The 12288-nt window shown below is 37.0% G+C and carries 11 protein-coding genes; 5 read left to right on the forward strand and 6 right to left on the reverse strand.

Going from position 1 to position 12288, the window contains the following annotated elements:
• Positions 1 to 42: 42 nt before the first annotated feature.
• Positions 43 to 1647 carry a M20/M25/M40 family metallo-hydrolase gene (locus tag AAJG31_RS11855; protein ID WP_279493733.1) on the forward strand — a complete coding sequence of 535 codons (1605 nt, stop codon included), beginning with the start codon at positions 43 to 45 and terminating at the stop codon, positions 1645 to 1647.
• A 100-nt stretch (positions 1648 to 1747) separates the two neighbouring features.
• Positions 1748 to 3244, forward strand: a complete 1497-nt coding sequence (locus AAJG31_RS11860; RefSeq protein WP_066038397.1) for an alanine/glycine:cation symporter family protein — start codon at positions 1748 to 1750, stop codon at positions 3242 to 3244.
• Between the two features lie 95 nt (positions 3245 to 3339).
• Here AAJG31_RS11860 and AAJG31_RS11865 read toward each other — a convergent pair whose 3' ends face one another.
• From AAJG31_RS11865 to AAJG31_RS11890, 6 genes are all read right to left on the reverse strand, one after another.
• Positions 3340 to 4299 carry a methyl-accepting chemotaxis protein gene (locus tag AAJG31_RS11865; RefSeq protein ID WP_233732353.1) on the reverse strand — a complete coding sequence of 320 codons (960 nt, stop codon included), beginning with the start codon at positions 4297 to 4299 and terminating at the stop codon, positions 3340 to 3342.
• 132 nt (positions 4300 to 4431) lie between these two features.
• Entirely contained in the window at positions 4432 to 5616 is a 1185-nt protein-coding gene (locus AAJG31_RS11870; protein WP_004227760.1) for an NAD(P)/FAD-dependent oxidoreductase, read from the reverse strand.
• A gap of 45 nt (positions 5617 to 5661) precedes the next feature.
• Entirely contained in the window at positions 5662 to 6090 is a 429-nt protein-coding gene (locus AAJG31_RS11875; protein WP_004227758.1) for a DUF1641 domain-containing protein, read from the reverse strand.
• A gap of 83 nt (positions 6091 to 6173) precedes the next feature.
• Entirely contained in the window at positions 6174 to 6305 is a 132-nt protein-coding gene (locus AAJG31_RS11880) for a hypothetical protein (RefSeq protein ID WP_255349861.1), read from the reverse strand.
• A 322-nt stretch (positions 6306 to 6627) separates the two neighbouring features.
• Positions 6628 to 6924: a cupin domain-containing protein gene (locus AAJG31_RS11885; protein ID WP_066038395.1), complete on the reverse strand. Its 297-nt coding sequence runs from the start codon at positions 6922 to 6924 to the stop codon at positions 6628 to 6630.
• Between the two features lie 183 nt (positions 6925 to 7107).
• A complete protein-coding gene (locus AAJG31_RS11890) occupies positions 7108 to 7728 on the reverse strand; it encodes a TetR/AcrR family transcriptional regulator (RefSeq protein WP_016993441.1) in 621 nt (206 codons plus the stop codon).
• Positions 7729 to 7851: 123 nt separating this feature from the next.
• Between AAJG31_RS11890 and AAJG31_RS11895 the strand changes: the two genes are divergently transcribed.
• The 3 genes from AAJG31_RS11895 (at position 7852) to ugpC (ending at position 12232) form a co-directional block, all read left to right on the forward strand.
• Positions 7852 to 10038 (forward strand): MMPL family transporter, encoded by a 2187-nt coding sequence (locus AAJG31_RS11895; protein ID WP_066038394.1) that lies wholly within the window; start codon positions 7852 to 7854, stop codon positions 10036 to 10038.
• A gap of 141 nt (positions 10039 to 10179) precedes the next feature.
• Positions 10180 to 11043 (forward strand): helix-turn-helix domain-containing protein, encoded by an 864-nt coding sequence (locus tag AAJG31_RS11900; RefSeq protein ID WP_279493727.1) that lies wholly within the window; start codon positions 10180 to 10182, stop codon positions 11041 to 11043.
• 106 nt (positions 11044 to 11149) lie between these two features.
• Positions 11150 to 12232, forward strand: a complete 1083-nt coding sequence (gene ugpC, locus AAJG31_RS11905; RefSeq protein ID WP_066038392.1) for a sn-glycerol-3-phosphate ABC transporter ATP-binding protein UgpC — start codon at positions 11150 to 11152, stop codon at positions 12230 to 12232.
• Positions 12233 to 12288 lie beyond the last annotated feature (56 nt).

The following is a 12288-nucleotide window of genomic DNA, read 5'->3' on the forward strand; positions in this document are numbered from 1 at the left end:
ATCTTGAAAATAAAAAACTTTTCTATAAAAGGAGAAAAAATCATGAATACTTTTATGTGGGATACACCCGAAAAACTACGTGCCCTATTATGTGAACTTGTGAGCTGGGAAAGCCGAACATTAACGGAGGGTGAAAATAAATTTGCCTTTCGACTAAAAGATAAATTGTTAACGCTTCCATATTTTGAGAAGCACCCAGACTTGATTGAATTACATGATGCAGGACTTGGCAGAAATGCAGTGACAGCCTTCTATAAGCATCCAACCGCAACTGAAACCGTTGTGTTAATCAGTCACTTCGATACCGTGCATACAGAGGAATATGGTGAACTAGAGCCGTTAGCCTTTTCTCCAGAAGAACTAACGAAAAAGCTAATGGAACCTAAATACCTAAAAGATTTACCAGAGGCAGCTCGCATTGATTTGGCGTCTGGGAATTATTTATTTGGACGCGGCACAATGGATATGAAAATGGGTCTTGCCTTACACATGCAGTTGATTGAAAAGGCAAGCTTTGAGCAATGGCCGATTAATTTAATTTTAACTACGGTTCCTGATGAGGAAGTCAACTCTGCTGGTATGAGAGCGGCTGTTGTGGAACTGGTGAGACTGCGGGGACAGCATGGCTTAACCTATAAATTATTTTTAAATAGTGAGCCATCGTTTTCACAAGGGCCTTCGGATACGAATGAATATATTTATTCAGGTACAATTGGTAAAATCATGCCTGCTGCTTTGTTCTACGGAAAAGAGACACATGTTGGTGAGCCATTAAAAGGGATGACGGCTCCCTTTATCGCTTCCTATATGACACAGCATATGGAGTGGAATCCCCTTTTCAGTGAAACAGATTTAGGCGAAAGCACACCATTACCCGTCTCTCTACAATTAAAAGATTTAAAAATGGAGTATTCTACACAAACACCATACCGTGCGGCGGCACTTTACAATGTCTTTTTGTTAAAACGTACAGCGGCTGAGGTGATGGCTATTTTTGAGGAAGTTGCGTTACAGGCAATGGCTGCTTGCAATGCGCACTATCAGGACATTTGTACACGCGAAAATGTTCAGGGTGTGGGCAAGGTAAAGGTCTTACGCTACGAGGCATTATTGGAGCATGCGATCCATAAGTTAGGAGCTGAGGAAGTACAAGCGATTAAGCACCAGGTTCAGCAGCATCCTGCATGGGATGATCGTGAAAAATCCATTCGTATTGTGGATCAGCTCATGATTCGCTGTCAGGAATTAGCACCTGCCACAGTTCTGTTATATGCACCACCTTACTATCCAGCCATTAATTCATCCAACCATCCATTAGTGAAACAGTCGATTGAATTAATGAAGCAAACAGCTCAAACATTTGATATTGAGGTGGAGCAGATCCACTACTTTAACGGAATTTGTGATTTAAGCTATGTCAATTATTCAGATGCATCCAATGAGTGGCTAGCATTTGAACGGAACACACCTGTATGGGGCGATACGTATCATATTCCATTCAAAGAGATGGCGGCATTACAAGGTCCTGTCTTAAATGTCGGTCCATTTGGTAAGGATGCCCATCAAAAAACAGAGCGATTGCATGTGGATAGTGCGTTTAAAGAGATGCCTATTATGATTGATACATTGATTAAAAGTTTATTTTAAATAAAAGAAACTTCATTCAAAATAGCTTTCATATCCTCTCATTTAAATTGTTACCTAATAATCTAAGATGACACAGTACAAAATAGAAAGAGGTTGTTATATGGATTTTGCCGCTTTAACAGGTAAAATAGCAGGGATTATCTGGAGTAACGCATTAGTTTATCTTTGCTTAGGAGCTGGCGTTTACTTTTCGCTTATTATGAGGTTTCCACAGCTGCGTCTCTTCAAAGATATGATTAAACAATTATTTAATAGAAAAACTTCGGCAAATGGCGTTTCATCTTTTCAAAGCTTTGCAATGGCATTGGGTGGACGTGTCGGAATTGGGAATATAGCTGGTGTAGCTACTGCAATTTATTTTGGAGGACCAGGGGCTATCTTTTGGATGTGGGTCATAGCCTTTTTAGGAGCTGGTGCTGCCTATATTGAGTCCTCGTTAGCCCAGGTTTGGAAACAAGAAATCGCAGGAGAGTATCGTGGAGGGCCAGCATACTATATTGAGAAAGGGTTAAAAAATAAGCCATTTGCTATATTATTTGCTATCGCTACAATTATAGCAACTGGTTTCACTGGTTCAGGTGTTCAAGCCTTTAATATTGCTGATTCAACAAAAAATGCCTTCGGGATTTCACCAATAATTACAGGTATTATTGTTTCTGCAATATTTGGATTTGCTATTTTTGGTGGTATTAAAAGGGTTGGAAAAGTTGCTGAATATGCTGTACCGTTTATGGCAACTGCTTACATACTTCTTGCATTCATTATTTTATTAATCAATATAAAAGAAGTACCTGCAATATTTGCTTTAATTTTCAGCTCTGCCTTTAATTTAAATGCTGCATTTGGTGCTGTTTTTGGAAATGCAATTATGTGGGGAGTAAAAAGAGGGGCTTATTCAAATGAAGCAGGTCAAGGTACTGGGGCACAGGCAGCTGGTACCGCAGAAGTATCTCATCCTGCTAAACAAGGGCTTGTCCAAGCATTCTCGGTCTATGTAGATACACTACTTGTTTGTACAGCTACAGCCATTATGATCATCTCCACAGGCAGTTACAATATTGCCCATCCTAATGGGGGATTTTTAGTTGAGAATCTACCAGGAGTTGAAGCAGGTACTGCATTTGCACAAGAAGCAATTAACTCATTCATTCCTGGTTTAGGAAGTCCTTTTATTGCTATCGCTGTATTTTTCTTTGCAATAACTACTATGCTTGCTTTTGGGGTATACACAGAAAGTAATGTTGCTTACTTATTTAGAAACAATAAAAACTTTGCTACTATTGCTATTGTCGTAAAAGTACTACTAGTTATCTCTATCTTTTTTGGAACGATTCGTTCCTCATCAACTGCTTGGAATCTTGCTGATATCGGTGTAGGTACACTTGCATGGTTAAACCTAATTGCTATTATTTTATTAACAAAGCCAGGTATAGCTACATTAAGAGATTATGAAGAGCAAAAGAAGTTGGGGCTTGACCCAGTCTTTATTCCCGAAAGATGTGGAATTAAAGATGCACAATTGTGGAATGAAATAACTGAAAAAAACTATCCAGATCAATTAGCCGCATTAAAAGAAAAAGTTGGCGACTTGAAATAATTAAATGAACCCTGTAGTAGTCACTAAGAAGTTGAAAAGTTGCTGCTATGCAGGGTTCTTGCTTTTTAAATTTCCATAGAATGAAGTTAAAATCTCTATCTTTCAGTTGGGAAATGCTTTACTTGATCAACTGCCTCTAATAATTTTTTTGTTACAATTTCTGATTCATCAATATGGCTTGTTAGAACGCGATTTGTTTCATCGAATAAGGCTGTCGTCCTATTAAATTTATGGATAACATCTTCGTTTGATAGCCTCTGATCTTTAATTGAAGCTAATAGCTCATTTATTCCCGTTTGAACATTTGTCATAATGTGCAGTAATTGATCAATTTTTACTGATGTTTTAGCACTTTTATCAATGCCTTCCGTTACTAGCTGCATGTTATTTTTATTATCCTCGTAAGCAAGTCCAATTTGTTCTTCGATTTTCTTTGTTAAATTAGCAATATCTTCTGTGCTTGTTTTCGTATTTTCAGCTAATTTGCGAACTTCCTCGGCAACAACCGAAAAGCCTTTACCATGCTCCCCTGCTCTTGCTGCCTCAATAGATGCATTCAAAGCTAGTAAATTGGTTTGATTTGATATTTCTCCAATAACATTTACAATTTCAGCTATTTGCTTTGAGCGCTCACTTAAATTACTCATGCTTAAAGACGTTTTTTGAGACTGCTCTCCCAACGCATCAATCAAATGCTCTACTTCCTGAACAGCATGCTTGCTTTCAACCGATAATGTCATCATTTGATCCGAGGAAGAGATTAATAAATTTCCTTTATCTAGGGCATTTTCAGAAATTTTATTGGAGTGAATTGTGCTATCCTCAACTTTATTAAACTCTCCTACAATATCTGCGACCATTTCTCCTAAAATAGTATGCTGGTCATTTACCTTGTTATGTTGTTCAATAGTTTCAATGATTTCCTTATGTAACTCATTTAAAAAAATTTGAAATTCATGATCTTTCTTATCCAGCTTTGCATTCAGTTCATCAATTTTAGCCTTAAATTGCTCTATATCTACTTTTTTTGATTGGAACATTGTTAACACAGCCATCACCTCAGAAAATAGAATATTGAATATGTATTTATTTTACTGGATTTAAAGTAATTAATATACATCTTTAGAAAAAAACAAACACTCACTACTAACAACGACATAGCGTGATAGTAGTGAGTGTTTTGTTTTTTAATAGGCTAAACCAAATAAAGCTTTAATATGTGTTAAGTAACGAATATTAGAAGCTTCTTTCATTAATGTTGCAGGAAGGCCTTTAAGCTCTGTGTTGCTCGCACCAATTGTAGCAACAGCATCTTTACGACCTAAGCTTGCAAGTGTGCCAGAGTTTACAGCTGAGAATGCTTTCATGTCTTGGTTTTTGTATTGTGCAAATACATTATAACCAGCACATTCACCCATTTGCCATGCAACTTGTGCTGTTGGAGCGTATAGTGGACGACCTCCATCAGCTGGTAGTGCAACAGATGCATCACCAATAACAAAGACATCTTCGTGAGACGTAGATTGTAAGAATTCATTAATAGTTGCTTTTCCACGATCAGCAGCTAGACCTGATTCGCCTACGATTGGAAGTGGAGCTACCCCACCTGTCCAAACAAGTGTATTTGCAACAATTGGTTCACGGTCTTTTAAAGAAATAACGTTGCCGTCAACACCTGTTACTGGTGTACCTGTAATAAATTCTACGCCACGTTTAGTTAAGCTTTCAGTAGCGCGTTGGATAAGTGTATCTGGAAGAACTGGCAAGATTTTTGGACCAGCTTCAACAAGTTTAATTTTAAGATCAGCAAAATTAACACCATGTTTTGCAGCGATTTTCGGGAAGTTGTCCACGATTTCACCAACAAGCTCAACACCTGTTAAACCGCCACCACCAATAACGATTGTTGCATCTGCTTCATCTTTAGATTGTGCATATGCTTTAATGCGGTCTTCAATATGTTTGTTGATTTTATTGGCATCATTTACTGATTTAAGAACCATAGAGTTTTCTTCTAATCCTGGGATACCAAAGAATCCAGTTTGGCTACCTAAAGATACTACAAGTGTGTCATAAGTTAATGTATAACCATTATCTAAATCAACTTTTTTAGTATCTACATTAAATTTTGATACTTTCGCAATGTGTAGGTCGATATCTAAACCTTTAAAGATTTTTTTAAGTGGTAATGCAACAGCACCTTCTGCAATTGTACCACCAGCTAAACGGTGAAGCTCAGTGATAATTTGGTGTGTTGGGAATTGGTTTACTACAGTAATTTTAGCTTCATCAGCTGATAGATACTTACGTGCTGTTAATGCAGTTAAAACGCCAGCGTAACCTGCACCTAAGATGACGATTTCTTTTGACATGATTAATTAATCCTCCGTCCTTACGAATTGAATTTACCTTGAGTCTTATTTGGCTTTGCGTTCTGAGCTTACTTGTAAGAAAGCATTAACAAAACGGAAAACATTTTGAACTTGAGGGTCTTTTAACATTTTCACAAGACCGAATAAACCAATTACCTCATGGCTTTCAGATGCACGGTCTTTCGCTTCAATTGCAGTTGCTGCAAGGTTTTTCGCAGAGCCCACTACAGGACCAGCGATTTCTGTTACTGCTCCAACAGTATCGTTTTTAAGCACTTCGTCTGTTGCAACAGCTTGAGCAAACTCATATGATTTCGTTAATAATGTCATCATTTCAGTTAACTTTGGTAATTGCTCAACTAAAGTTGTTAGTGATTCTTGAACTTCAGGCTTTAATAATTGATCTAGTACATCTAATTGCTCTTTACTCACAGTTACTTGTTCAGCCTGTGTTTGGTTATTCGTTTCTGACATTTTGAACTCTCCTTTGCCATCACTAGTACTATTTTTTATTGCTTACATGTAAAAAAGACCATTAAGGTAAAACTTAACAGTCGTTACAGCGTATATCTTACACAATCACCAGTCACAAGGGCTGGATAGCGATTCGTATGACTTGTTATTACAATGTTTACTTTAAATCGCAAAAAGCGCATCATAATACCATCCTTATCTTGTCTTGGTGACATTACAACCTTCATTATAAGACTGTTTGTACATTATTTCAATGAGCTATATCACAATTTCGACAATCTTTTCAAAATTCATTGATTTCATCAACTATTAACTGTCTTGCTATAATAAATTTTCCAACGCATCATAATTTTTATTGATAATTCCTTTTCCTGTCATCTCTATATCCCCTTCTCTTTGGAGAGCAGATAAACGACGGCTTTAGATTTCTCTAGTAATATTCAATAAGGACGCTAAATCTTTTTTGTTAGTGTCAATAGAAATGTGTCACTCTTGGCTAACAAAGCAGATTTTAGAATATAGGAGCTTTTCTTTATTTTAATTTAGTTTAATGACAATAACACGAACGTCTGTAACTGCTTCTAAGCTGTGCTTTTCAGATGGTTTTAAAGTTAAAATTGTATCTTGTGTTAAAATTTCTTCCACACCTTCAACAATAAAGCGAACTTCACCAAATTGAACAATAATTAGCACTTCATTGTCCGCACGATGCTCAGGAATTTTTTCACCTGCACGCAATTGAATGTTCAAAATATCTGCACCAGCGATACTCCCTAATTTACCAATATGTTTTGACTTTTCTTCTAGCATTGCTTGGATTGGTATAATTGTCATTGTCATTCCTCCATTAAACTGTTTTTATGCTATTATAGGTTCTTTTGATTTACGATGTTCCACTACTTTTTAGGCCACACCCCCACTATAATGAAGAATCACTCTAATTGTCTGTGACTTACATCACTAAAAAAGAAGTATCCCAAATGAATGAGATAGCTCCTCTTACAAACCTATTTTGTGTTAACGTTTTTCAACAGAAAGCCAGAAGAAATTTGTTACTTCCTTTGCCGTCACATCTACTGAGCCTAGCAAAGTTTTACCATCCCCATCTTTAAAATACCCTACAGTCATCAATGCCATAAAGTTATGAGCGAAAAACTTTGCATTTCCTTTTCGAATTGTGCCCTTTTCCATCTCTTTTTGCATAGCCTGCTCTATTGTTTGATACATACCATTTTCGGATGCTTGAACTTGTCTCAGCTGCGATTCCGATAAATTAATGGTAGCCTCTTTCATAAAATTTTTCATATCAATATCGATAGTGGCTGATAAATGAACCTCAACGAGCTGTTCGAGTCGTTCTTTAAATGGTTTAGGCTGCTCTAAAATTTGTAGAATAGATAGCTTGATACGATCCATCATAGCGATTAAAGCAGATGTATATAAATCCCCTTTAGTTGGGTAGTAGTAATAGACAGTCGCCTTTGTTACGTTACAAGCCTTTGCTACATCATCCATTGAAATATTTTTGTAGCCCTCTTTAATAAAAAGTCTTGTGGCCGTTTCAAGGACAATATCTTTTGTAGGTTTCGCATTTTCATCATGGCGAGGTCTCCCGAGAACACGCGGTGATTGTTTCAACAAGTTCGCCTCCTTAATTAAGCATTCTTTTTACACATATTATAACATATTAATATTTATGGATTGATTAATTAACCTTCTAGTATATATAATTAAATCACTTACATGAATGGGGGTCTTTTGATGAAAAAACATCCACTTGAGCAATGGGGCTCAATGGTTGCAAGTAAAAAGGGAAGATTATTAGCACTAGCTTTTTGGGTGCTATTAGTAGTTGTATTCTCATTTGCTTGGCCACAAATCAATAGTATAGAAAGTGAGTCAGGCAAAAACTTACCTAATACCGAAATGTCTGAGCAAGCTGCGTCCATTATTGCAGAGCAATTTCCTAATGATGCTGGAACACCTCTATTGTTGGTGTGGCATCGTGAAAATGGCTTAACACCTGATGATTTTTCGGCTATACAAGGTGTATACAACGAGTTGCAAGCAAAGCCCTTAGCCCATCAAACAATGGTTCCACCATTTGATCAAATGCCACCTCAGGCTTTAATGGCTTCCGCTTCTGAAAATGGTTCAACAATTGTTACACCTGTGTTTTTTGAAAAAGGTGTCGCAACAGATATGCTACAGGATAGTTTAGATAAGCTGTCAAAAATAATGGAAGGCTATCAAGTCCAATTAGATGATAAATTATCAAGCGATGCACTCCATGTGCGCTATTCTGGACCAGTGGGAATTGCCACTGATGCTGTCAGTTTATTTTCACAAGCAGATGTGAAGCTATTGATCGCAACTGTATTACTCGTTTTAGTATTACTTATTATTATTTATCGTTCTCCATTGCTAGCTATTATTCCTTTAATTGTTGTAGGGCTTGCCTATGGTGTGATTAGCCCGACACTTGGTTTTTTTGCTGAACAGGGATGGATAGATAAAGATTCACAGGCAGTCTCCATTATGACTGTTTTACTATTTGGTGCAGGTACTGACTATTGTTTATTTTTAATTTCAAAATATAGAGAAATACTCTTTGATGTTGAGGATAAGACGGTCGCAATGAAGCTAGCTGTTAAAGAAACGGGTGGTGCTATTTTAATGAGTGCCCTAACAGTGGTTATAGGTTTAGCGACCCTTAGTCTTGCCCATTATGGCGCATTTCAACGCTTTGCTGTACCATTTAGTTTTGGTGTGCTTGTCATGGGGGTCGCAGCACTTGTTGTCCTACCAGCAATTCTTGTCCTTATTGGGCGAGTAGCGTTCTTCCCCTTCACTCCTCGAACGGAGGAAATGGCCAATAAAAAGGGCAAGAAACAGCATAAGCCTTCACATAAGGTTAGTCATAAAATTGGTCATTTTGTTACCCATAAACCTTGGGTCGTTATCGCTGTAACTGTAATCTTACTTGGAGGGTTGGCGGCATTTGTTCCGCGAATTCAATATACATTTGATTTGCTTTCATCCTTCCCAAAAGATATGCCGTCTAGAGAAGGATTTACATTAATAGAAGAGAATTTTTCGCCTGGAGAACTAGCACCTGTTCAATTAGTAATAGACACAGAGGGTACTGATATTAATATCCAGCAACAACTAGAAGCTATCTCTTATATTGATAGTGTGGCAGATGTACAAATTGGCGAAAAAAATAAGAATATACACTTGTATGAACTCAATTTCAATGCCAACCCTTATGCACAGGAGTCATTAGCTCATATTCCTGAACTACAAAAAGAGGTTATTAAAATACTAGAGGCACAAGGTCTCAACAACGCTGAAAAACATGTTTGGCTTGGTGGAGAAACAGCTAGTCAATATGATACACAACAAATAACTAAGCGAGATGAAACAGTAATCATGCCAACCATGATTGCCTTAATCGCATTATTATTATTTGTCTATTTACGTTCTATTACAGCAACTGTTTATCTATTAGCAACTGTTATAATTTCTTATTTTGGGGCATTAGGCGCTGGATGGTTAATCTTACATCATATCATGGGGGCCGAAGCAATTTCTGGAGCTATTCCATTGTATGCTTTTGTGTTCTTAGTAGCTCTCGGAGAGGATTATAATATCTTTATGATCTCAGAGATTTGGAAAAAGCGTAAAACCACTGACCATTTATCAGCTGTAGAAGAAGGTGTTGTCCGAACAGGAAGCGTTATTACATCTGCTGGACTCATCCTAGCAGGTACATTTGCGGTACTGGCAACATTACCGATTCAAGTGCTTGTTCAATTTGGTGTTGTGACAGCCATTGGTGTATTGCTCGATACATTTATTGTAAGGCCATTACTTGTACCAGCCATCACAACAGTACTAGGTAAATATGCTTTCTGGCCAGGTAAGTTATTTAAAAAAGATGCCTAAATAGATAACACGGACATTAGCTAGGTATGATTGTCATACTTGCTCATGTCCGTGTTTTTTATATTAATACTATAAGCATTTCATCATATAATTATAGTAAATTGACCTTATTACATTCTATTTAAATAAGGAGTGGCATGCATGGATCTTCAAAAATTACAGAAACGTTTCCCATTATTAAGCCCCTTCTCAGGTAAAACTGATGGAAATTATGTATTTAATTTTGACAATCAGCTTTACGAAATTCCCATACACACAATGACACAAAATGAATATGAGCTATTGCGAATATTCTCAGGCCCCACTGTTTTATACGATAACTATGATATGATTTGGCTTGATTATTTTACAGATAAAACAGATATTGCTCCAACTAATCTTCCTATGCATCGTTTGTTATTTCTTCACTTTGATAAAGACTTTTCAACACCTACATTATTGCGTTCAGTCTTCGAAGCTTTACTTGGGAAGGATATTATACTGCTATCGCTTCAGCCACAATTATTTGTCATAATCGAATGTATCGACTACAATGAGGAGTTTTTAGATTTGACTCATTATGCTAATCCCATAATGGCAGACTTAGAGACTCATTTTAAAATTTTTGTTTCTGATATTATACACAACATCACCACAACCAAGGAACGATTTAACTGGTATGTTCACCTTCTACCATCCATTTGGACTTATACACCAAAGCATGTACTCACACAGCAAGAGCTTTTAGTGCCTTATATAACGCAGCATCTAGCCTATCAAGCGAAAGAAAGTTTTATCTCCTCTATCCTAAAAAGAGCCACTTCTCAGCCAGAATTACTCCATACAATTAAGAAATTGATTGAATGCGATGGAAACATTACATTAGCCTCTAAAAAAATGTATATGCACCGCAATACCTTACAAAATCGCTTAGAAAAATTTCAACAAATGACGCAAAAGGATATTCGGCAATTTTCCCATCGGCTAGAAGTTTATCTCGCAATTATTTTCTTAGAATCACTTTAAGACCAACTGCACAAATTATGCCTTCAACACTGTGCAAGCTTTCCATATCACTCTATTCTAAAGTCATTTACAATGAAAATATGACTAGTAAAGGGGTGCAGTATGTATGGCGGAATTACGGTTAGAGCATATCTATAAGATTTACGATAAAAATATCCAGGCCGTAACTGATTTTAATTTGCATATCCATGATAAAGAATTCATTGTGTTTGTAGGCCCTTCTGGCTGTGGTAAGACCACAACTTTACGTATGATTGCTGGCTTAGAGGATATATCAAAGGGAGAACTATACATTGACGATGTTTTCATGAATGATGTGGAATCAAAAGATCGTAGCATTGCAATGGTATTTCAAAGCTATGCTTTATATCCACATATGACAGTCTATGATAATATGGCATTTAGCTTAAAGCTACGAAAGGTTGATAAAAAGGAAATAGATCGTCGTGTTAAAGAAGCTGCTAAGATTTTAGGATTAGAGGATTATTTAAAAAGAAAACCAAAAGCTCTATCTGGTGGACAACGTCAGCGTGTAGCACTGGGAAGAGCAATTGTCAGAGATGCTAAGGTATTTTTAATGGATGAACCTCTTTCTAATTTGGATGCCAAATTACGTGTACAAATGCGAGCAGAAATCCAGAAGCTCCATCAACGAATTCAAACGACAACGATCTATGTCACACATGACCAAACAGAGGCTATGACGATGGCTACCCGTCTGGTAGTGATGAAGGATGGCCTTATACAACAAATTGGGACACCTAAAGAAGTATATAATACACCACTTAACATGTTTGTGGCAGGCTTTATTGGTTCACCATCCATGAACCTCTTCCACTGTCGTCTAACAGATACCGAGATCCTTTTAGGCGAGCAAAGCTTCCCTATCCCATCCATGCATTTACCATTGTTAAAGGAAAAAAATTATTTAGGGAAAGAGATTATTATGGGTATACGACCTGAGGATTTACAAATGACAGATGTTATTTCCCCTTACACTTTCACTGCAACGATTGATGTTGCAGAATTACTAGGAGCAGAAACTTATCTCTATTGTTCTTTAGTAAATCAGAATTTTATTGCTCGAGTACAGGCTGATAACAATTTTCATCCATCCGACAAGGTTTTCCTATTTATGAAAGAAGAAAAGATCCATTTCTTTGATCCTCAAACAGAAGAACGTCTTTAAAGCATGCATGCTTCGAATCCATGAGTTCGGGAAGAGAAAGCCAGCTGTATATACCA

This window comes from Lysinibacillus sp. BS3 (assembly GCF_039614735.1).
Lineage (GTDB): Bacteria > Bacillota > Bacilli > Bacillales_A > Planococcaceae > Lysinibacillus > Lysinibacillus capsici.

Excerpts from the sequence above, each read along its gene's own strand:
- ugpC (WP_066038392.1), top strand. The coding sequence starts at position 11,150 with ATGGCGGAATTACGGTTAGAGCATATCTATAAGATTTACGATAAAAAT.
- AAJG31_RS11870 (WP_004227760.1), bottom strand. The coding sequence starts at position 5,616 with ATGTCAAAAGAAATCGTCATCTTAGGTGCAGGTTACGCTGGCGTTTTA.
- AAJG31_RS11895 (WP_066038394.1), top strand. The coding sequence starts at position 7,852 with ATGAAAAAACATCCACTTGAGCAATGGGGCTCAATGGTTGCAAGTAAA.
- AAJG31_RS11885 (WP_066038395.1), bottom strand. The coding sequence starts at position 6,924 with ATGACAATTATACCAATCCAAGCAATGCTAGAAGAAAAGTCAAAACAT.
- AAJG31_RS11860 (WP_066038397.1), top strand. The coding sequence starts at position 1,748 with ATGGATTTTGCCGCTTTAACAGGTAAAATAGCAGGGATTATCTGGAGT.
- AAJG31_RS11880 (WP_255349861.1), bottom strand. The coding sequence starts at position 6,305 with ATGTCACCAAGACAAGATAAGGATGGTATTATGATGCGCTTTTTGCGA.
- AAJG31_RS11855 (WP_279493733.1), top strand. The coding sequence starts at position 43 with ATGAATACTTTTATGTGGGATACACCCGAAAAACTACGTGCCCTATTA.
- AAJG31_RS11875 (WP_004227758.1), bottom strand. The coding sequence starts at position 6,090 with ATGTCAGAAACGAATAACCAAACACAGGCTGAACAAGTAACTGTGAGT.
- AAJG31_RS11900 (WP_279493727.1), top strand. The coding sequence starts at position 10,180 with ATGGATCTTCAAAAATTACAGAAACGTTTCCCATTATTAAGCCCCTTC.
- AAJG31_RS11865 (WP_233732353.1), bottom strand. The coding sequence starts at position 4,299 with ATGGCTGTGTTAACAATGTTCCAATCAAAAAAAGTAGATATAGAGCAA.